This is a genomic window from Pseudomonas sp. rhizo66, from assembly GCF_031931925.1.
Taxonomy (GTDB): Bacteria; Pseudomonadota; Gammaproteobacteria; order Pseudomonadales; family Pseudomonadaceae; genus Aquipseudomonas.
The window spans coordinates 148,239-167,233 of the sequence record NZ_JAUJWZ010000009.1 but is presented as its reverse complement, the minus strand read 5'-3'; the positions used below and the strand labels follow the sequence as shown (position 1 = coordinate 167,233).

20 protein-coding genes are annotated in these 18,995 nt (G+C 59.6%); 10 read left to right on the top strand and 10 right to left on the bottom strand.

The features are described 5' to 3' along the window. Positions 1-29: 29 nt before the first annotated feature. Entirely contained in the window at positions 30-1,331 is a 1,302-nt protein-coding gene (locus QZR14_RS13260) for an MFS transporter (protein WP_311996811.1), read from the bottom strand. A 113-nt stretch (positions 1,332-1,444) separates the two neighbouring features. On the opposite strand from QZR14_RS13260, the gene QZR14_RS13255 reads away from it, so the two are divergent. Both QZR14_RS13255 and sthA read left to right on the top strand, forming a co-directional pair. After that, a complete protein-coding gene (locus tag QZR14_RS13255) occupies positions 1,445-2,434 on the top strand; it encodes an FAD:protein FMN transferase (RefSeq protein ID WP_311996833.1) in 990 nt (329 codons plus the stop codon). Positions 2,435-2,631: 197 nt separating this feature from the next. Then, complete coding sequence (gene sthA / locus QZR14_RS13250) at positions 2,632-4,026, top strand: Si-specific NAD(P)(+) transhydrogenase (protein WP_016775479.1); 1,395 nt, start codon at positions 2,632-2,634, stop codon at positions 4,024-4,026. Positions 4,027-4,068: 42 nt separating this feature from the next. Here the strand turns inward: sthA and QZR14_RS13245 are convergent, their stop codons facing one another. Together QZR14_RS13245 and QZR14_RS13240 are read right to left on the bottom strand one after the other, a co-directional pair. Then, positions 4,069-4,791 carry a glycerophosphodiester phosphodiesterase gene (locus tag QZR14_RS13245; RefSeq protein WP_007910500.1) on the bottom strand — a complete coding sequence of 241 codons (723 nt, stop codon included), beginning with the start codon at positions 4,789-4,791 and terminating at the stop codon, positions 4,069-4,071. A 14-nt stretch (positions 4,792-4,805) separates the two neighbouring features. Then, positions 4,806-5,387, bottom strand: coding sequence for a PilZ domain-containing protein (locus QZR14_RS13240; RefSeq protein WP_038362242.1), 582 nt, complete (start codon positions 5,385-5,387; stop codon positions 4,806-4,808). A 94-nt stretch (positions 5,388-5,481) separates the two neighbouring features. Here QZR14_RS13240 and QZR14_RS13235 point away from each other — a divergent pair, with 94 nt between their 5' ends. The 3 genes from QZR14_RS13235 to QZR14_RS13225 all read left to right on the top strand — a co-directional run bounded on the left by QZR14_RS13235 (position 5,482) and on the right by QZR14_RS13225 (position 8,731). Then, the gene (locus QZR14_RS13235) at positions 5,482-6,732 is read left to right on the top strand and encodes a lipoprotein-releasing ABC transporter permease subunit (protein ID WP_311996810.1); all 1,251 of its coding nucleotides are present in this window, start codon (positions 5,482-5,484) and stop codon (positions 6,730-6,732) included. After that, complete coding sequence (lolD, locus tag QZR14_RS13230; protein ID WP_007910506.1) at positions 6,725-7,423, top strand: lipoprotein-releasing ABC transporter ATP-binding protein LolD; 699 nt, start codon at positions 6,725-6,727, stop codon at positions 7,421-7,423. The genes QZR14_RS13235 and lolD overlap by 8 nt, the downstream gene beginning before the upstream one ends. A gap of 63 nt (positions 7,424-7,486) precedes the next feature. Then, on the top strand, positions 7,487-8,731 hold the full coding sequence (locus tag QZR14_RS13225; RefSeq protein WP_102902248.1) for a lipoprotein-releasing ABC transporter permease subunit: 1,245 nt from the start codon (positions 7,487-7,489) through the stop codon (positions 8,729-8,731). Between the two features lie 119 nt (positions 8,732-8,850). On the opposite strand, the gene QZR14_RS13220 is transcribed toward QZR14_RS13225, so the two are convergent. Continuing rightward, positions 8,851-10,197 (bottom strand): heavy metal sensor histidine kinase, encoded by a 1,347-nt coding sequence (locus tag QZR14_RS13220; protein WP_311996809.1) that lies wholly within the window; start codon positions 10,195-10,197, stop codon positions 8,851-8,853. Next, the gene (locus tag QZR14_RS13215; RefSeq protein WP_250606974.1) at positions 10,197-10,877 is read right to left on the bottom strand and encodes a heavy metal response regulator transcription factor; all 681 of its coding nucleotides are present in this window, start codon (positions 10,875-10,877) and stop codon (positions 10,197-10,199) included. The genes QZR14_RS13220 and QZR14_RS13215 overlap by 1 nt, the downstream gene beginning before the upstream one ends. 154 nt (positions 10,878-11,031) lie before the next feature. Here QZR14_RS13215 and copI point away from each other — a divergent pair, with 154 nt between their 5' ends. Together copI and queF are read left to right on the top strand one after the other, a co-directional pair. Beyond that, the gene (gene copI, locus QZR14_RS13210; protein ID WP_311996808.1) at positions 11,032-11,565 is read left to right on the top strand and encodes a copper-resistant cuproprotein CopI; all 534 of its coding nucleotides are present in this window, start codon (positions 11,032-11,034) and stop codon (positions 11,563-11,565) included. Between the two features lie 61 nt (positions 11,566-11,626). Continuing rightward, a complete protein-coding gene (gene queF / locus QZR14_RS13205) occupies positions 11,627-12,457 on the top strand; it encodes an NADPH-dependent 7-cyano-7-deazaguanine reductase QueF (protein WP_250606972.1) in 831 nt (276 codons plus the stop codon). A gap of 85 nt (positions 12,458-12,542) precedes the next feature. Here the strand turns inward: queF and QZR14_RS13200 are convergent, their stop codons facing one another. Both QZR14_RS13200 and QZR14_RS13195 read right to left on the bottom strand, forming a co-directional pair. Further along, the gene (locus QZR14_RS13200) at positions 12,543-12,806 is read right to left on the bottom strand and encodes a DUF4404 family protein (protein WP_250606970.1); all 264 of its coding nucleotides are present in this window, start codon (positions 12,804-12,806) and stop codon (positions 12,543-12,545) included. Positions 12,807-12,914: 108 nt separating this feature from the next. Next, a complete protein-coding gene (locus QZR14_RS13195) occupies positions 12,915-13,535 on the bottom strand; it encodes an HAD family phosphatase (RefSeq protein ID WP_311996807.1) in 621 nt (206 codons plus the stop codon). Between the two features lie 199 nt (positions 13,536-13,734). On the opposite strand from QZR14_RS13195, the gene QZR14_RS13190 reads away from it, so the two are divergent. Beyond that, complete coding sequence (locus tag QZR14_RS13190; RefSeq protein WP_250606966.1) at positions 13,735-14,424, top strand: MlaA family lipoprotein; 690 nt, start codon at positions 13,735-13,737, stop codon at positions 14,422-14,424. A gap of 53 nt (positions 14,425-14,477) precedes the next feature. On the opposite strand, the gene QZR14_RS13185 is transcribed toward QZR14_RS13190, so the two are convergent. Next, entirely contained in the window at positions 14,478-14,777 is a 300-nt protein-coding gene (locus QZR14_RS13185; protein WP_250606965.1) for a PilZ domain-containing protein, read from the bottom strand. 275 nt (positions 14,778-15,052) lie between these two features. Here QZR14_RS13185 and rssB point away from each other — a divergent pair, with 275 nt between their 5' ends. Both rssB and rssC read left to right on the top strand, forming a co-directional pair. Further along, entirely contained in the window at positions 15,053-16,234 is a 1,182-nt protein-coding gene (gene rssB / locus QZR14_RS13180) for a two-component system response regulator RssB (protein WP_042705031.1), read from the top strand. Next, positions 16,234-16,716, top strand: a complete 483-nt coding sequence (gene rssC, locus QZR14_RS13175) for an anti-sigma factor antagonist RssC (RefSeq protein WP_003226553.1) — start codon at positions 16,234-16,236, stop codon at positions 16,714-16,716. The genes rssB and rssC overlap by 1 nt, the downstream gene beginning before the upstream one ends. Positions 16,717-16,906: 190 nt before the next feature. On the opposite strand, the gene tal is transcribed toward rssC, so the two are convergent. Further along, positions 16,907-17,833 (bottom strand): transaldolase, encoded by a 927-nt coding sequence (tal, locus tag QZR14_RS13170; protein ID WP_034156416.1) that lies wholly within the window; start codon positions 17,831-17,833, stop codon positions 16,907-16,909. Between the two features lie 202 nt (positions 17,834-18,035). Then, entirely contained in the window at positions 18,036-18,992 is a 957-nt protein-coding gene (locus QZR14_RS13165) for a cellulase family glycosylhydrolase (RefSeq protein ID WP_311996806.1), read from the bottom strand. Between the last annotated feature and the right edge of the window lie 3 nt (positions 18,993-18,995).

Below are 18,995 nucleotides of genomic sequence, written 5' to 3'. Positions count from 1 at the left end.
GTGGGAGCTGGCTTGCCAGCGATAGCGTCTTATCTGGCGCCGCCGACGATCGAGGCCCGCGCAGTGCGCAGCTCATGCCGGTTACCGCGGAACAACACCAGCGTCGCAATCAAACCCAACACCGCCGCACCACTGAGCCAGATCCCCGGCGCAGCCTTGTTATCCAGCACATGAATCAAATATGTACATGCCGCCGGGGTAAACCCGCCGAATGTCGCTGTCGCCAGGCTGTAGGCCAGCGAGAAACCGGTCGTACGCACTTCCACTGGCATGATCTCGGTCAGCGCCACCACCATCGCGCCGTTGTACGAGCCGTACAGGAACGACAGCCACAGCTCGACAATCAGCAAATGGCTGAAGCTCGGGTTCGCCACCAGCCACGACAGTGCCGGGTAAGCCGTCAGGATTGCCAGAATCGTCGCGGCCAGCAGTAGGGGTTTGCGGCCGATCCTGTCAGACACCGAGCCCATCACCGGCAACCAGAAGAAGTTCGAAAGGCCGATGCACACCGTCACCAGCAACGCGTCGAGATCCGACAAGTGCAACTCAGCCTTGCCGAACGTCGGGGTGTACGCGGTGATCAGGTAGAACGACACCGTGGTCATCACCACCAGCGCCATGCCGGCGATGACGATGCCGAAGTTCTGGCCGATCGAGCGGACGATTTCCTGCAGGGTAGGGCGGTGCTTTCTGGCCTGAAACTCCGGCGTTTCCTCCAGCGAACGACGAATGACGAAGATCACCGGCACAATCATGCAGCCGATCAGGAACGGCACGCGCCAGCCCCAATCACCCATTTGTTCCGGGCTCAGCCAATGATTGAGACCGACGCCGAGCAATCCGGCGAAGACCACCGCCGCCTGCTGGCTGGCGGATTGCCAACTGACGAAAAAGCCTTTGCGCCCGGGTGTGGAAATTTCCGCCAGATACACCGACACCCCGCCCAGTTCGACGCCGGCCGAGAAGCCTTGCAGCAGGCGTCCGAACAGCACCAGCAGGGGAGCCGCCACGCCGAGCGTCGCGTAGCCTGGCACGCAGGCAATCAGCACAGTGCCGGCAGCCATCATTGCCAAGGTGATGATCAAGCCTTTGCGGCGTCCATGTCGGTCAATGTAGGCACCGAGAAAGATCGCGCCCAACGGACGCATCAGGAAACCTGCGCCGAAAGTGGCCAGGGAAAGCATCAGGGAGGCGAAGGCGCTGTCGGCCGGGAAGAAGGTCTTGGCGATGGCTGTGGCGTAGAAGCCATAAACCATAAAGTCGAACATTTCGAGGAAATTGCCGCTGACAACGCGAAAAATCGCTTTGCCGTTACCGGTCGTGGAAGACATTTCTGGATACTCACTTTAAATCTTGTAAGAAAGCGTTTCGCTCGTATCCCATAATGGCCGGCGCGGTTTTGCGGAGAGATGAAGAATTGTTAACTGGACGAGGGTTGGTGGTTATGGTGCTCGGGGGCATTTTGTCCGGCTGTGGCAATGGCGATTCCATGGAGAACTTCGCCGGTCCGACCATGGGCAGCACCTATTCGATCAAATACGTGCGTCACGCCGGCCTGGCAGATTCCACGCAAGTTCGCCGGGAAGTGGAAGACATCCTCGGCGAACTCGATCGACAACTGTCCACTTACCGCCAGGATTCGGACATTGAGCGCTTCAACGCCTTGCCGGCCAACAGCTGTCAGACAATGCCCGCGCCGGTGCTTGAACTGGTCCGCACAGGCGAACAACTCTCAGTGCAAAGCGAAGGTTCCTACGACCTGACTGTCGAGCCGTTGATGAATCTCTGGGGCTTCGGCCCGCAAGGCCGCGAAGAGAAAGTCCCTGACGCCATGGCGCTCGCCGACGTCATGCAGCGGGTTGGCCACCAGCATCTGCACATCAATGGCGATCAGTTGTGCAAAGACGCCGCCGTCGAAGTCGACTTCAACAGCATCGCCGCCGGTTATGCCGTCGATACTATAGCGGCCAGGCTCGACGCCATGGGCATCCATGATTACCTCGCTGAAGCCACGGGTGAATTAAAGGCCAAAGGCAAAAAACTCGACGGCTCGCCCTGGCGTATTGCTCTGGAAGAGCCGCGGGATGATCAGCAGGTCGCCGAGCGCATCATCAATGTCGACGGCTACGGCGTCTCGACTTCCGGCGACTACCGTAACTATTTCATGCAGAACGGTCGGCGTTATTCCCACACCTTCGATGCGCGTACCGGTGCACCCGTCCTACACGACCTGGCGTCAGTCACGGTGATTCATCCTTCAGCGTTGATGGCCGATGGACTATCGACGCTGTTGCTGATTCTCGGCGCGGAAAGGGCGTGGGACTATGCCGAAAAACATGACATTGGTGCATTCTTTGTGATTCGTGCCGATACAGGTTTTGTCGTCCGTACCAACCCGGCTTTTGAACGCCTCAGTGGCGCAAAAACTGACTGAGAACAATACGAAAGCTGGCGTTGTAGTGCAGGCAAAAGTAGCCTACGACGCGACCAAGGGTTAATGTGCGCGGCGTTGACGCTTCTATAGACTGTGTCCGGGTTCTTGATTGACCCCCAATTGTTCCTTCGCGCCGCCGTTCGGCGTGATTTAGCCGCCGGTGCTGCTGGCACCGCGGCCTGTTCTGAGGAGTACGCATGGCTGTCTACAACTACGACGTGGTGGTGCTGGGTTCCGGCCCGGCGGGAGAAGGCGCGGCAATGAACGCCGCCAAAGCAGGGCGCAAGGTCGCGATGGTCGACAGCCGTCGCCAGGTCGGCGGCAACTGCACCCACCTCGGCACCATCCCGTCCAAGGCACTGCGTCACTCGGTGCGGCAGATCATGCAGTTCAACACCAACCCGATGTTCCGGGCGATCGGCGAGCCGCGCTGGTTCTCCTTCCCGGACGTGTTGAAAAGCGCAGAGAAAGTCATTTCCAAACAAGTCGCTTCGCGTACCGGCTACTACGCTCGTAACCGCGTCGACGTGTTCTTCGGTACCGGCAGCTTCGCCGACGAGCAAACCATCGAAGTGGTGTGCGGCAACGGCGTAGTCGAAAAACTCGTGGCCAAGCACATCATCATCGCCACCGGTTCGCGCCCGTATCGCCCGGCGGACATCGATTTCCATCACCCGCGTATCTACGATAGCGACACCATCCTCAGCCTCGGCCACACCCCGCGCAAACTGATCGTTTACGGCGCGGGCGTGATCGGTTGCGAATACGCGTCGATCTTCAGTGGCCTGGGTGTGCTGGTTGAGCTGGTCGACAACCGTGGCCAGTTGCTGAGCTTCCTCGACTCGGAAATCTCCCAGGCGTTGAGCTACCACTTCAGCAACAACAACATCACCGTGCGTCACAACGAAGAGTACGACCGCGTTGAAGGCGTCGACAACGGCGTGATCCTGCACCTCAAGTCCGGCAAGAAGATCAAGGCCGACGCCTTGCTCTGGTGCAACGGCCGTACCGGTAACACCGACACGCTGGGTCTGGAAAACATCGGGGTCAAGGTCAACAGTCGTGGCCAGATCGAAGTCGACCAGAACTACCGCACCTGCGTCGAGAATATCTACGGTGCCGGTGACGTGATCGGCTGGCCGAGCCTGGCCAGTGCCGCCCATGACCAGGGCCGTTCGGCCGCTGGCAGCATCGTTGATAACGGTAGCTGGCGCTTTGTGAATGACGTGCCGACCGGCATCTACACCATTCCGGAGATCAGCTCGATCGGCAAGAACGAGCAGGAGCTGACCCAGGCCAAAGTGCCGTACGAAGTCGGCAAGGCGTTCTTCAAGAGCATGGCGCGTGCGCAGATCGCCGGTGAGCCGCAAGGCATGCTGAAGATCCTGTTCCACCGCGAAACCCTGGAAGTGCTGGGCGTTCACTGCTTCGGTTATCAGGCGTCGGAGATCGTTCACATCGGTCAGGCGATCATGAACCAGCCGGGTGAGTTGAATACCCTGAAGTATTTCGTCAACACCACGTTCAACTACCCGACCATGGCTGAAGCCTATCGGGTAGCGGCGTACGACGGCCTCAACCGGCTTTTTTGACGGGCTCCGGCCGGTGGCCTGAGCCGGCCGGGGAGACCGATTTCAGCAATTCTCGAGAGTGGCAGTGGCCAAACCGGGAAAGTCTGTAATCAGGCTGTCAACGCCGAAGTCGGCGAGTCTGCGCATCAGCGCAGGCTCGTTGACGGTCCACACCGATACATGCAGCCCCTGACGCTGCGCCTTCTGCAGGCGTTCCGGCGTACACAGCGTCCAGTTCAGCGCCAGAATTTCACAGCCATAGCTGGCCGCGACCTTCAACGGGTCGAGCCAGGCGTATTCGGCCACCAGTCCGCGCGATACGTCCGGCACCAGATCCAGCGCCGCTTTCAGCACTTCCCGCGAACTCGAGGTGATCGTCACCTTGTCGAGCAGGCCGTGACGCTGCGCCATTTCACGAATCGCCAGCACCGTGGTTGCCGCGCGAGTGCGTGAAGCGCTTTTGACTTCCAGTTGCCAGTGCTCGAAATCGCATTTTTCGAACAACTCTTCCAGCGTCGGAATCGGGCACGGCTTGATCCAGCCCGGACCGCCCTTGCGCGCGTCGTAAGTCACCAGTTCGGCCGCGGTGTGCTCGACGACCTTGCCACGCCGTTCCGTGGTGCGTTTGAGGGTCGGGTCGTGGATGACCATCAACTCGCCGTCCTTGGACAGGTGCAGATCCAGTTCGCAGCGGCGCACGCCGTGCTTGAGACATTCCTGAAAACTGCTCAGGGTGTTTTCCGGTGCTTCGCCCTTGGCGCCGCGGTGGCCGTAGATGAGGGTCACGGTTCTTCCTTAAATTAAATGCCTGATTCGTTCTGTTCGCGGGCCAGACGTCGTTCCTGGGCCTGCTTCTGCAAAATATAGCGGGCGAGCAACTGGCGCTGGGCATCGGTCAGGTGTTCGAACTCGGTACCAATGTCATACCCTTCGCCCTTGCGGTCGCAATGGGTGACGCGGGCGCGCAGCAGCAGGCCCAGCGCTTGCGGCATCAGCACCAGTTTCACTGACAGGTGTGCACCGGTGGCAATCGGCGTCGGGTACTGAAAGTCGATCCCGCCTTCGGAGATGATCACCGGTTGCGGCTCGCCGATATGGCCGAGCACGGTCAGGGCGACCACCTGGCTGAGCAGGTCGATGCGTTTGTTCTGGGATTTCAGGAACGCGGCGATGGCCCGGTCGCGCTCGCTGATCTGGCGCAACAGGTGTTGCGACTCGAATTCGCTCAGGTGCAGTTCGCTGAGCAGGTTGAAGAGCGGGGAAGCATCCTGCAACACTTCCTGGCCTGCGGCTTCGGGAGCAGACAGGGGCCGAATTTCCAGTGCGATCGTGTCCTCGATACGGTAGTATTCGCGGCGATCTTCTTCATCTAATGTCGACATGGCGAACCCATGGTAGCGGCGGTGGTCTGAGTGTAAAGCTGGTTATCGACCCCCGCCACAAGGACGTTCCTTTTCCCTCCGAACAAGCCCCGACATGTTCAGACCTCTCTTCGTATTTATCGGCACGCGTTATACCCGTGCAAAGCGTCGCAATCATTTTGTGTCATTCATTTCCCTGACTTCGATGATCGGGCTCGCCCTTGGCGTGGTCGTGATGATCGTCGTGCTGTCGGTGATGAACGGCTTCGATCATGAGATGCGCACCCGCGTGCTTGGCATGGTGCCCCACGCGACCATTGAATCCACTGAGCCGATCAACGATTGGCAAAGCCTGGCCACTCAGGTCAAGCAGAACCCGCAGGTGATGGCGGTTGCGCCGTTCACGCAGATGCAGGGCCTGCTGACCAATAACGGTCAGGTGTCCAAGGTGTTGCTCAACGCCATCGACCCTGCGCTCGAACGCAATGTGTCGATCATCGACAACTTCATGAAGCAGGGCAAACTCGACGATCTGACGCCGGGCAGCTTCGGCATCGTCATCGGCGACAAGGCTGCGACCAAGCTCGGTGTAGGCATCGGTGACAAGGTCACCTTCGTCGCGCCGGAAGTCAGTGTGACCCCTGCCGGGATGTTTCCGCGTATGAAGCGCTTCACCGTTGTGGGCATTTTCCATGTCGGCGCCGGTGAGCTTGATGGCTATCTGGGCGTGACCAACCTGCAGGATCTGGCGAAGATGCACCGCTGGAAGCCTGATCAGGTGCAGGGCATCCGCCTGAAGTTCGACGACCTGTTCCAGGCGCCGCGAGTGGCCTGGAACATCGCCCAGCAGCTTGGCGAAGACCACTACTACGCCCGCGACTGGACCCGCACCCATGGCAATCTGTATCAGGCGATCCGCATGGAAAAAGCCATGATCGGCCTGCTGTTGTTGCTGATCGTCGCCGTGGCTGCGTTCAACATCATTTCCACGCTGGTGATGGTGGTCAACGACAAGAAGGGCGACATCGCCATTCTGCGCACATTGGGCGCGACGCCGGGCACGATCATGCGCACGTTCATGGTGCAGGGCACGGTGATCGGTGTGGTCGGCACGGCGATTGGCGCGGTGGTCGGCATTTTCGCGGCGCTTAACGTCAGCGCGGCGATCTCGGCACTGGAAGGCCTGATCGGCCACAAATTCCTTAATGCTGACGTGTATTTCATTGATTATCTTCCGTCGCAGGTGCAGAGCCAGGATGTGGTCATGGTCTGCGCCGCTGCGTTGGTCCTGAGTTTCCTCGCCACCCTGTATCCAGCCTGGCGTGCCGCGCGCACCCAGCCGGCGGAGGCGCTACGTTATGAGTGAGTCGGGCATGAGTGAACAAGCAATCTTGAGCTGCCGCAACCTGGGCAAATCCTACGAGGAAGGCCCGGAATCGGTAGAAGTACTGGCCGGCCTGCAACTGGAGTTGCACCCGGGCGAGCGTGTCGCGATCGTCGGCACCTCGGGTTCGGGCAAAAGTACCTTGCTCAACCTGCTCGGTGGTCTGGACACGCCAACCAAGGGTAGCGTCTGGCTCGACGGTGAAGAGCTGTCGGCGCTGAGCGAGAAGAAGCGTGGCCTGCTGCGTAACCGTGCGCTCGGTTTCGTTTACCAGTTCCACCACTTGCTGCCGGAATTCACTGCGCTGGAAAACGTCTGCATGCCGCTGCTGATCGGCAAGACGCCGATCCCGGAAGCCCGTCAGCGCGCCACGGCATTGCTGGAACGCGTCGGCCTCGGCCATCGTCTGGAGCACAAACCGGCGGAACTGTCCGGTGGCGAACGTCAGCGTGTGGCCATCGCCCGCGCCCTGGTGAACAAGCCGGGCCTGGTGATGCTCGACGAGCCAACCGGCAACCTCGACTCCCACACCGCCCAAGGCATTCAGGATTTGATGCTGGAACTCAGCACCTCCATGCGCACGGCGTTTCTGGTGGTGACCCACGACATGAACCTGGCTCGCCAGATGGATCGCGTATTGCACCTGCAGGAAGGTTGCCTGACGCCCATCTGATTGGCTGAAACCCGACGTCTGTAAAGGCGCCGGGTCTTTTATTTTTATACGGTGCCCCAGCGAATGTTCAGACCGTTATCGATCTTTATCGGCACGCGCTATACCCGCGCCAAGCGCCGCAATCGCTTTGTTTCGTTCATTTCGATGACCTCGATGATCGGCCTCGCCCTCGGCGTGCTGGCGATGATCGTGGTGTTGTCGGTGATGAATGGCTTCCAGCGCGAAATGAGCTCGCGCATCCTCGGCATGGTGCCGCACGCGACCATCGTTGGCGTCAAGCCAATCGATGACTGGCAGCCGGTTGCCGCGGCCGCGATGAAAAATCCTGAAGTGACCGCCGCCGTGCCGTTCACTGAGATGGAAGGCATGCTCTCCTACAAGGGCTTGATGCAGCCGATCCAGATCAGCGGCGTCGATCCTGCGCAGGAAGGCAAGGTGTCGATTGTTGCCCAGCACATCGTCCAGGGGCGTCTGGATGCCTTGAAACCCGGCGAGTTCGGCGTGGTGATTGGCGAAATCACCGCCCGCCGTTTCCGTCTCAATGTTGGCGACAAGATCACCCTGATCGTCCCGGAAGTCAGCACTGCGCCGGGTGGCATCACCCCGCGCATGCAGCGTTTGAACGTTGTTGGCGTGTTCAAGGTTGGCGCTGAACTGGACGGCTCGATGGGGCTGATCCATGTGGCTGACGCCGCGACCATGCAGCATTGGGAACCGAATCAGGTGCAGAGCGTGCGTCTGGCGGTCAAAGACCTGTACGCCGCGCCGAAAGTCTCCTCGGACATCGCCGCCGGTTTGGGTGCGGAGTTCAAGGCTGACGACTGGACCCACACCCAGGGCAGCCTGTTCAGCGCGATGAAAATGGAAAAAACCATGATCGGCCTGCTGTTGCTGATGATCGTCGCGGTGGCGGCGTTCAACATCATCGCGACCCTGATCATGGTGGTGAACGACAAGGGCGCGGACATCGCGATCCTGCGCACCATCGGCGCCACGCCACGGCAGATCATGGCGATCTTCATGGTCCAGGGCACGGTGATCGGGATTGTCGGCACGATCATTGGCGGCGTTTTGGGCGTGATCGCCGCGCTGAATGTCAGTCAGATCGTGGGCTGGATCGAGCGAGTCAGCGGGCAGCACATCTTCAGTTCTGATGTGTATTTCGTCAGCAATCTGCCGTCGGAATTGCAGGGCGGGGATGTGCTGTTGATTTGCTCGGCGGGCTTTATTCTGAGCTTCCTGGCGACGGTGTATCCGGCCTGGCGGGCGGCGAAGATCGAGCCGGCTCACGCCCTGAGATATTCGTAAGCGACTCCATGCTCGTTCCCACGCTCTGCGTGGGAACGCCTCAACGGACGCTCCGCGTTCGGCTCTGGAAGGGACGCGGAGCGTCCCGGGCTGCATTCCCACGCAGAGCGTGGGAACGATCAGGTTCGAGGCAACTCAATCACAAACCGCGTCCATCCCGCCTCTGATTCGCAATGAATCTGCCCGCCGTGGGCGCGGACGATCGACTGAGTGATCGCCAACCCCAGCCCCGCATGCTCACTGCTGCCTTCCTGCCGCGACGGATCCGCCCGATAAAACCGATCAAACAGGCGTGGCAATAACTCCGCGGAAATGCCTTCACCGCTGTTCTCGACTGAAATACGCACAGCGCTCGCTTGATCAACGATCCGCAAGCTCACATAGCCCTCAGCCGGGGTAAACCGCAGCGCGTTATCCAGCAAATTCGACAGGGCCCGGCGCAACATGCTGCGATCACCCTCGATCCGCGCATTGCCCTTGCGGCTCATCTTGACCCCGGCGTCCTCCGCCAGCGGCGCAAAAAACTCCAGCAACACATCGGTCTCGTCCGCCAGTTCCAGCGCTTCGCGCTTGGGCATCAGCAAACCGTGGTCAGCCTTGGCTAGGTACAACATGTCGTTGACCAATTGCGCCATCCATTGCAGCTCTTCGAGGTTGCTGTGCAGCGCTTCGCGGTAATCTTCGATCGGCCGGGGGCGGGTGAGGGTGACCTGGGTGTGGGTCAGCAGGTTCGACAGCGGCGTGCGCAGTTCATGGGCGATGTCGGCGGAAAACGCCGAGAGCCGCTGAAACGAGTCGTCGAGGCGTGCGAGCATGGCGTTGAAGCTGTGGGCCATTTCCGCAAGCTCGGGCGGCATTTGCGCTTCAGGCAGTCGGGCATTCAGCGATTGTGCGGAAATCCCACGGGCGACCGCGCTCATGCGCCGCAACGGACGCAAGCCGCTGCGTGCGGCCCAGGCACCGAGCAAAGCGGTGGCCAGCGCTGACAGCCCGACTGTTAGCCAGATCAGATGCTGCATACGTTGCAGGAAGTGTTGGTGATGAGTGATGTCCAGCAGCAAGGTCAATTGCGGTGAATCGGCTTTTTCCGGGTAGAGCGGGGCGTTGAGCACGCGATAATCGGTGCCGGCGTGACTCACGGTCGACAGACCGGATTGTGGCGGCAAATCCGTGGGGATCTGTGTCGAACTGTCGTACCAGCGTTGGCCGTCGCTGCCGGTGATGCGCAGCGACAGATCAGCCTGACGGCTCAGTTCATCCGCCAGCCGTGCCTCGCGTTGAGCGGGTTGAACATCCTGCAGGGCGCGGCGCAGGCCGATCAGCTTGGCGTCCAGTTGTTGCTGGTCGAGTTCGATGAAGTGCGCCTCGCTGGCGCGGTTGAACAACACCCCGGCGAACAGCGACACCACGGCAGTGCAAGCGGCAAACAACAAGGCCAGGCGTGAACTCAGGGACAACCGGCGCATCAGGCGCTACGCTCTTCGAGCACGTAACCCATGCCGCGCACGGTGTGGATCAGTTTGTTGGGGAACTCGTCGTCGATTTTCAGGCGCAAACGGCGGATCGCCACTTCGATGACATTGGTGTCGCTGTCGAAATTCATGTCCCAGACTTGCGAGGCGATCAGCGATTTCGGCAGCACTTCACCCTGACGGCGCAGGAGCATTTCCAGCAGCGCGAATTCCTTGGCGGTCAGGTCGATGCGCTGGCCAGAGCGCTCGACCCGGCGGCGAATCAGATCGAGGCGCAGATCGGCCAGTTGCAGGCTGGTTTCCTGCGGTGTAGCGCTGCCGCGACGCAACAGGCTGCGTACCCGCGCCAGCAGTTCGGAGAAAGCGAACGGTTTGACCAGATAGTCGTCGGCGCCCAGTTCCAGGCCGTGAACCCTGTCCTCCACGGCGTCTTTGGCCGTCAGAAAAAGTACCGGCGTATCCAGCCCGGCGTTACGCACCGCTTGCAGAATCTGCCAGCCACTGCGCCCCGGCAGCATGACGTCAAGGATCAGCAGCGCGTAATCACCGCTCAGTGCCAGATGCTGTCCGCTGTTGCCGTCGGCCACCAGTTCCGTGTTGAACCCGGCCTCGGTCAGGCCCTGGCGCAGGTATTGGCCGGTTTTTACTTGGTCTTCGACGATCAACAGTTTCATGGGCGACTCGGGTTGTAGTAACTAAGGCTTTATACCGTGAGAGCCTGCGACAAGCGCCAACCTGACAAAGTTGTAATCTGTCTGTCAGGTAGTTGCCAGCGCAGGCCGGCTAGAGTTTCCCACAGGCTGAACCTTATCCAGTTGGAGAACGACCATGTTTTTACGCCAATCCCTGACGTTGGCTGTCTGCCTGTTGGCGCTGAGCTCGCCAGTGTGGGCCGCACCAGCCCATACCTTCGACTTTGGTCAGCCAGCACCGGCTGCCAAAGCCACGCGCAGCATTGAGGTGGTGATGGGCGATATGTCCTTCGATCCCAAGACCATTCAGATCAAGGCTGGTGAGACCGTTCGTTTTGTCCTGGTGAATAAAGGCCAGTTGTTGCACGAATTCAACCTGGGGGATGCGGCGATGCATGCCAGACACCAGCAGGAAATGTTGCAGATGCAGCAAAGCGGCATGCTTACGCCTACCGGCATGAAGGAAATGTCCCACGATATGGCCGGCATGGATCACGCGGCGATGGGCCACGGCATGAAGCACGACGACCCGAACAGTGTGCTGGTCGAGCCGGGCAAGACTGCCGAGCTGACCTGGACCTTCAGCAAAGCGACGAGCCTGGAATTTGCCTGCAATATTCCCGGGCATTATCAGGCGGGCATGGTCGGCAAACTGACGGTCAGTCAGTAAGCACTCAAAGGCGCGGGCAAAGGCTGGTAGAATCCGCTGATTATTCAGTCAGGTTTCCGCCATGCATCCCGCAGCCGAACATTCGCCGCTGGGCAAATCCAGCGAATACATCGCCACGTACACGCCGTCCCTGCTGTTCCCGATTCCGCGCACCGCGAAATGGGCCGAGCTGGGTCTGACCGCCGAAACCCTGCCGTATAAAGGTGTGGATTTCTGGAACTGCTTCGAGCTGTCGTGGCTGTTGCCGTCGGGCAAGCCGGTGGTGGCGATCGGCGAATTCAGCATCCCGGCGGACTCGCCGAACATCATCGAATCGAAGTCGTTCAAGCTGTATCTGAACTCGCTGAACCAGACGCCGTTTACCGACATCGCGACTCTTGAAGCGACGCTGGTCAAGGATCTGTCGGCCGCTGCCGGCAAACCGGTGGGTGTGCGGGTTCGCAGCTTGAAGGACGTTGAAGCGGAAGGCATCGTCGCTTTGCCGGGTGTGTGCATCGATGATCTGGACATCAGCGTCAGCAACTACGAGCATCCGCGCCCGGAATTGCTGCGTTGCGATGAGTCGCGGGTCGTTGAAGAGAGCGTGCACAGCCATCTGCTCAAATCCAACTGCCCGGTGACCAGTCAGCCGGACTGGGGCAGTGTGGTGGTGGAGTACCGTGGTTCGGCGCTGGATCATGCCAGTCTGCTGGAATACATCGTCAGCTTCCGCCAGCACTCGGACTTCCATGAGCAGTGTGTGGAGCGGATTTTCCTCGACCTGCAGCGTTTGCTGAAACCAGAAAAACTGACGGTATTTGCACGTTATGTGCGTCGCGGTGGACTGGACATCAACCCGTACCGCAGCACCGAAAGCGTACAACTGCCGAACCATCGGTTGGTACGTCAGTAAGATCAAAAGATCGCAGCCTGCGGCAGCTCCTACAGTTGATCAATGTAGGAGCTGCCGCAGGCTGCGATCTTTTGATTCTGGGGAATCAGATCCCCATGCTGCCCAGCGCATTGACGATGTTGCGCAGGGTGCCGGCAATGGCCGGGTGTTCGACTTCGAAACGTTCAACGGCCAGGTTCACGCCATCGGCGATGCTGGCGTTTTGAGTGGCAGTCTCCAGTTCGATTTCGGATTCAATCTGCGCCATCAGCGTGCGCAAATCCTCACGCTCGACTTCCGACAGTGGCGGATTCTGCTCCAGCTGCTCGCGCAGGGTATCGAGCTGTTTTTGCAGTTCTTGGGCGGGCATGGTGTTTTCCTTTTATCAATAGGCACTGGCATTGACCGCAGCCGCGCGCCAAAGGTCTATGGCTGACCTTTAGATTAATCCACTCCCGGCAAACCTGCATGATCCCGATCAGGGCTTTTCGCCTTTGAGGCGGCGCAGGCTGATGTCCGCCAGGCAAGTGTCGAGTTCGCCCAGATGATCGATCACCGAGTGCACGCCCAGCCCGAATAACTGCACGGTGGCCTTGCCACGCAAGTGTTCGCGCTCCTTCTGGCTCAAGGCTTGCCATTCGTGGGGTGTCAGGCCGCACAGCGAGCCGCAGGAGGCGAGGCCGATGGTCCACAGTCCGGCATTCAGACCCGCTTCCAGCAGGCGCGGTTCGCCACTGACGAGCACGCAGCCGTCCAGAGTTCCAACGTTCAAGTCCATTAACGCTTGCCAACAGGCATTCGGGGCTGGCCACGGACTGATTGTTGCCGAATGTTGCACAGGTTTGATCCACGCCGGCAGCGAGGCCGACAACGCCTGCGCGAGCGGCGGGGGCAATTCATCCAGCCAGGCGCATGGAATCTGCTGACGCTGCAAACTGTGCAGGCTGTCGAGGGCGCCTGGTGTCGCCTCGGCATGTTCGGGCAGGGCGTTCGTCTGTAGCCGGGCACGGGCGCCGAAATCCACCAGACAACCGCTGAGTCCAAACAGTACCGCCGTCAGGCTGGGCGCGGCGACGGGCAAGGTTTCGGCGTGTGTCATGGCAACGTCCCTGAAATAACGATCAGGCTAGGGCGTATCAGTGACAGTTGGATGACAACCGTGTGAAGGGCAGCGCGGGAAACGTCCTACGGACTGCTTCATTGCGCAGACTGTCCAAACGGGCTTTTGCGCTTATACTAGCGACCTGAATACCCGGACCCAGAGGTCCGCGACAGTACCATTCCAAGGAGTTTTTTCTATGCGCTGGAGCAATCCGCTCGCTCAGCTTTGTGTTTGTGCCGGCCTGTTGCTGGCCCCGTTTGCCTCTCAGGCGGCAACGGAAGAAGACCCTTGGGAAAGCGTCAACCGTCCGATCTTCCAGTTCAACGACTTCGTCGACACCTACGCGCTCAAGCCATTGGCGCAGGGCTATGAGTTCGTTACACCGCAGTTTCTCGAAGACGGCATTCACAACATGTTCCGCAACGTCGGTGACGTCACCAACCTTGCCAACAACATCCTGCAGGCCAAACCGGCTGCCGCTGGCGTCGACACGGCCCGCCTGATCTTCAACACCACTTTCGGCCTGCTCGGCTTCTTCGATGTCGGCACCAAAATGGGCCTCAACCGCAGCGACGAAGACTTCGGTCAGACCCTCGGTTACTGGGGCGTGGGCAGCGGTCCGTACGTGATGCTGCCATTGCTCGGCCCAAGCACCCTGCGTGATGCGCCTTCCAGGTATGTTGACAGCTACACCGGTATGTATCGCTACATGGACCATGTGCCTACGCGTAACTCGATCTTCGGCCTGAACATCGTCGACACCCGTGCCAGCCTGCTGTCGAGCGAGAAGCTGATCAGCGGCGACAAGTACACCTTCATCCGCAATGCCTACTTGCAGAACCGCGAGTTCAAGGTGAAGGATGGCCAGGTCGAAGACGATTTTTAATCTCGACCGGTAAAAACAAAGGCGACCTTCGAGGTCGCCTTTTTTGTGTGCAGCTATTTCATCTTCAGAATGGTCAGGCCGAGCTTCTGGCCGCCGCCATCCTGTGATCTGACCCAGACCACTTCCGTGTCGGCTTCAAGGCCGCTGAGTGCAGCGTGTTCGGAATCGATACGTACGCTCAAACGGTCGCCGACCGCGAACGGCTGCGGCGCCTGGACCTGCATGCCGCTGCTGGAGAGGTCGATGCACACGCCTGAAACCTCATCCCCTTCATGAATCAGCACGACATCGGCATCGACCCGCATGCGGATGAAATCGCGCTTTTCGCTGTAGTCCCGACCGGTTTGACTCATAGGTTCGTCCTTCCATTGGGTTACGGTTTGAACGGTTCTTATAACTCTCGGTGATTTGACAAGTAAAGTCGTCAAGCGACCATCGGCGCATGCTTGAAACGCTCTGCGGATGGGAGTACCGTCTGCGCCTTAGAAGGGCACCTCTGGTGCAACCGCGTTAGCAGCCAATGCTCGAAAGCGGTGCAGCAGAGAGGCTAGAAAGCGAATCCAGTAGTCTGCGCAGGGCCAAATGCCTCGCCAACTACGCCAACCTAATTCTGGCGCCGTTTGCCCACATGCCAAAAACCAGTGCCACGCTGCTGATAATCGATGATGACGAAGTAGTGCGCGCGAGCCTCGCGGCCTATTTGGAAGACAGTGGTTTCAGCGTCCTGCAGGCCAGCAACGGCCAACAGGGTCTTCAGGTATTCGAGCAAGAACAGCCCGACTTGGTCATCTGCGATCTGCGCATGCCGCAGATGGGCGGTCTCGAACTGATCCGTCAGGTCACCGAGCGGTCACCGCAGACGCCGGTGATCGTGGTGTCGGGTGCCGGCGTGATGAACGACGCGGTCGAGGCCCTGCGCCTGGGCGCGGCGGATTACCTGATCAAGCCTCTCGAAGATCTGGCTGTGCTCGAGCACTCTGTGCGCCGGGCCCTGGATCGTGCGCGCCTGCTGGTGGAAAACCAGCGCTACCGCGAGAAGCTGGAGAAGGCCAACCGCGAGCTTGAAGCCAGCCTGAACCTGCTCCAGGAAGACCAGAACGCCGGTCGCCAGGTGCAGATGAACATGCTGCCGGAAAGCCCGTGGAGCATCGACGAGTTCAAGTTCGCGCACCAGATCATTCCGTCGTTGTACCTGTCGGGTGATTTTGTCGACTATTTCCGCGTCGACGAGCGCCGGGTTGCGTTTTACCTGGCCGATGTATCCGGTCATGGCGCCTCTTCAGCCTTCGTCACCGTGCTGCTGAAGTTCATGACCACGCGCTTGCTGTTCGAATCCAAGCGCAACGGCACATTGCCGGAATTCAAGCCTTCGGAAGTCCTTGGTCATATCAACCGGGGGCTGATCAGTTGTAAGCTGGGTAAACACGTCACAATGGTCGGTGGAGTCATCGACGAGGAGACCGGTTTGTTGACCTATAGCATCGGCGGCCATCTGCCGTTGCCTGTGTTGTACACGCCTGACAGTGTTCGTTATCTCGAAGGGCGTGGTCTGCCGGTGGGCCTCTTCAATGAAGCCACCTACGAAGATCACGTGCTTGAGCTGCCGCCGACGTTCAGCCTGACGCTGATGTCGGATGGCATTCTGGATCTTTTGCCAGAACCTACGCTCAAAGAAAAAGAAGCCGCTTTGCCTCAACGGGTGAAGTCGGCAGGCGGCAGCCTGGATGGTCTGCGGCAAGTGTTTGGATTGGCCACGCTAGGGGAGATGCCGGATGATATCGCCCTGTTGGTGTTGAGCAGGAATCTTTAATGAGTACCGGTAGAATCCAGTTCGCCGAGCAGGACGGCACTTTCGTCCTGAAGTTCGTCGGTGAAGTTCGCCTGACCCTGTGTTCGGCGTTGGATGCGACTATTGAGAAAATCTTCACCGCGCTGAATTTCAACGCGATCGTGATCGATTTGACCGAAACCCGCAGCATCGACAGCACGACGTTGGGCCTGCTGGCCAAACTGTCGATCCTGTCGCGGCAGAAGGTCGGCCTGTTGCCGACCGTCGTCACCACCCACGAAGACATCACCCGTCTGCTGCAGTCGATGGGGTTCGAGCAGGTGTTCAACATCGTCAACCACCCGGTGCCATGCCCGGAGTGCCTGGACGACCTGCCGGATCAGGACCAGTCGGAAGAAGTGGTGCGGATCAAGGTGCTCGAAGCGCACAAGATCCTCATGGGCCTGAACGATTCCAACCGTGAAGCGTTTCATGACCTGGTCAATGCCCTCGAGCGGCATTAAGTGATGCCGACCGGACGGGCCTCTTCGCGAGCAGGCTCGCTCCCACACTGACGCGGCGTCGATCACAGATACCCCTTGTGGGAGCGAGCCTGCTCGCGAAAGCGGCCGCAAGATCACCAAAAATTTTCCAGCAGCCATAAAAAAGGGCGAACCCTCACAGGTTCGCCCTTTTGCATTTCAACCGCTCAAATCACAGCTTGGCTTGCAACAGCGCCTCAAGCTTCTCCTGGTCGCGAGCGAACTGACGGATGCCCTCAGCCAGTTTCTCGGTGGCCATTGCGTCCTCGTTGGACAACCAGCGGAATTGCGCTTCGTTGAGGCTCAGACGGGCTTCGCCGGCGTTGCCCGGTGCCAGTTTGCGCTCCAGTTTGCCGGTATCGGCCGCCAGTTTGTCGATCAGGTCCGGGCTGATGGTCAGACGGTCGCAGCCGGCCAGTTGCTCGATCTGATTGAGGTTGCGGAAGCTCGCGCCCATGACCACGGTCTTGTAGTCATTGGCCTTGTAGTAGTTGTAGATGCGGGTGACCGACTGTACGCCCGGATCATCAGCGCCGGTGTAGTCGTTGCCGTTGGCCTTCTTGTACCAGTCGTAGATGCGGCCCACGAATGGCGAAATCAGGAACACACCCGCGTCGGCGCAGGCGGCGGCCTGGGCGAAGGAGAACAGCAGGGTCAGGTTGGTCTGGATGCCTTCCTTCTCCAGCACTTCGGCGGCGCGAATGCCTTCCCAGGTCGAGGCGATCTTGATCAGTACGCGGTCACGGCCAACGCCGGCCTTGTCGTACAGCTCGATCAAGCGATGTGCACGTTTCAGCACGGCATCCTTGTCGAACGACAGACGCGCATCCACTTCAGTGGAGATGCGCCCCGGGATCACTTTGAGAATTTCCTGGCCGACTGCGACGCCGAAACGGTCGCTGGCCAGGCCGACATCGCCCTTGCAGTCGCTGACGCAAGCATTCAGCAGCTCGGCGTAGGCCGGAATGGCAGCCGCTTTGAGCAGCAGGGACGGGTTGGTGGTGGCGTCGACCGGTTTGACTCGGGCGATCGCTTCGAAGTCGCCGGTGTCGGCAACCACGGTGGTGAATTGTTTGAGTTGTTCCAGCTTGGAAGTCATGGGCGTGCTCTGTCCTATGGGTCTGATGACATTACCCGAGCGCTGACAGCCACTCAAGGGTAGGTGTGTGTATCGATGGCCCCTGCGGCAACAACCTGAAAACAATTGTTTGAAAGGCGGGGCGAGGTATCGATGAATACGATGCCAAAACAGCCAACAGGTTCAAAGCAACCGACCTGCGTGCAGGCCGGTTGTGCATGCGCTACTGGGCGTTCAACAAGGCTTCGACCGACATGCGCGCCGGTTTCGGCTGGCCGTCCGAGGTGAGCAGGCCGAAGTTCTTCTCGCGATCGTTACTGCCGGAGTCGCTGTTCTTCCATTCATAAATGGACGTCAGCGGGATCTTGAGTTTTTTAACATCGCCAATAAACGCGTTGATCTTGCTCGCTTGCCCTTCAGGCCCCCCATTGGAAGCGAGCGCCGAGACGCCCCATTCACTGATGACTCCCGGCACATGGAAATTCTGCTGAATGAAATTTTGCGCATTGCTGATCTGTGCCGCAGTCATGCCGTAGGGGTGATAGGACACAGCGTTCAGGCATTTGGGGTATTCGCTGACGATACGGTTCAGCGCCACGGTGGAAGCCGAGCCTGCGCTGGGCGGGCGGGCGAAGCCGTAACCGACCACCGGCGTCGATAGTGGTTGTTGTTGCAGCGCCTTGCACACGCCGCTCATGAACGGCACAAACGTGGTGTCGAAATTGCGCGTCGGCCAGTAGGTTTCCAGATCCGGTTCATTCCATAGCTCGATCGCCACCAGTTGCGCGCTGTACGACTGATGCAGCCCGGTCACGGCTTTGGCGAAGCCTTCACCGGCAGTGGTCAGCTCGGTGCTCGAGGTGGCCGGCAACGGCTTGATCGCGCGGACCGTCAGTAACACCGGCAGGCCTGCAGACTGGGCTGCTGCAAAGGCATCGCTGACCTGTTTCTGATAAGCCTTGGCCGTCAGGCTGTCGCTCCACACACCGAAGCGGACAAAACCGAAGCCGGCCGATTTGATCTGCGCCGCGTCGGCAGCCGTGAAGTTCTGGATCTTCACTTGCACGCCGATGTTCTTGGCCGGAAGGTTGGGAAACACTTCGCTGGCGTGAACCTGAGTCGTAGCGCCGGCGATCATTAGCGCCAAAGCGCCGAGTTTTTTGAGATGTGTTGTTTTCATGTC

Excerpts from the sequence above, each read along its gene's own strand:
- QZR14_RS13255 (WP_311996833.1), top strand. The coding sequence starts at position 1,445 with ATGGTGCTCGGGGGCATTTTGTCCGGCTGTGGCAATGGCGATTCCATG.
- QZR14_RS13225 (WP_102902248.1), top strand. The coding sequence starts at position 7,487 with ATGTTCAGACCGTTATCGATCTTTATCGGCACGCGCTATACCCGCGCC.
- QZR14_RS13165 (WP_311996806.1), bottom strand. The coding sequence starts at position 18,992 with ATGAAAACAACACATCTCAAAAAACTCGGCGCTTTGGCGCTAATGATC.
- rssC (WP_003226553.1), top strand. The coding sequence starts at position 16,234 with ATGAGTACCGGTAGAATCCAGTTCGCCGAGCAGGACGGCACTTTCGTC.
- lolD (WP_007910506.1), top strand. The coding sequence starts at position 6,725 with ATGAGTGAGTCGGGCATGAGTGAACAAGCAATCTTGAGCTGCCGCAAC.
- queF (WP_250606972.1), top strand. The coding sequence starts at position 11,627 with ATGCATCCCGCAGCCGAACATTCGCCGCTGGGCAAATCCAGCGAATAC.
- QZR14_RS13195 (WP_311996807.1), bottom strand. The coding sequence starts at position 13,535 with ATGACACACGCCGAAACCTTGCCCGTCGCCGCGCCCAGCCTGACGGCG.
- QZR14_RS13260 (WP_311996811.1), bottom strand. The coding sequence starts at position 1,331 with ATGTCTTCCACGACCGGTAACGGCAAAGCGATTTTTCGCGTTGTCAGC.
- QZR14_RS13235 (WP_311996810.1), top strand. The coding sequence starts at position 5,482 with ATGTTCAGACCTCTCTTCGTATTTATCGGCACGCGTTATACCCGTGCA.
- copI (WP_311996808.1), top strand. The coding sequence starts at position 11,032 with ATGTTTTTACGCCAATCCCTGACGTTGGCTGTCTGCCTGTTGGCGCTG.
- tal (WP_034156416.1), bottom strand. The coding sequence starts at position 17,833 with ATGACTTCCAAGCTGGAACAACTCAAACAATTCACCACCGTGGTTGCC.
- QZR14_RS13240 (WP_038362242.1), bottom strand. The coding sequence starts at position 5,387 with ATGTCGACATTAGATGAAGAAGATCGCCGCGAATACTACCGTATCGAG.
- rssB (WP_042705031.1), top strand. The coding sequence starts at position 15,053 with ATGCCAAAAACCAGTGCCACGCTGCTGATAATCGATGATGACGAAGTA.
- QZR14_RS13215 (WP_250606974.1), bottom strand. The coding sequence starts at position 10,877 with ATGAAACTGTTGATCGTCGAAGACCAAGTAAAAACCGGCCAATACCTG.
- QZR14_RS13190 (WP_250606966.1), top strand. The coding sequence starts at position 13,735 with ATGCGCTGGAGCAATCCGCTCGCTCAGCTTTGTGTTTGTGCCGGCCTG.
- sthA (WP_016775479.1), top strand. The coding sequence starts at position 2,632 with ATGGCTGTCTACAACTACGACGTGGTGGTGCTGGGTTCCGGCCCGGCG.
- QZR14_RS13185 (WP_250606965.1), bottom strand. The coding sequence starts at position 14,777 with ATGAGTCAAACCGGTCGGGACTACAGCGAAAAGCGCGATTTCATCCGC.
- QZR14_RS13200 (WP_250606970.1), bottom strand. The coding sequence starts at position 12,806 with ATGCCCGCCCAAGAACTGCAAAAACAGCTCGATACCCTGCGCGAGCAG.
- QZR14_RS13220 (WP_311996809.1), bottom strand. The coding sequence starts at position 10,197 with ATGCGCCGGTTGTCCCTGAGTTCACGCCTGGCCTTGTTGTTTGCCGCT.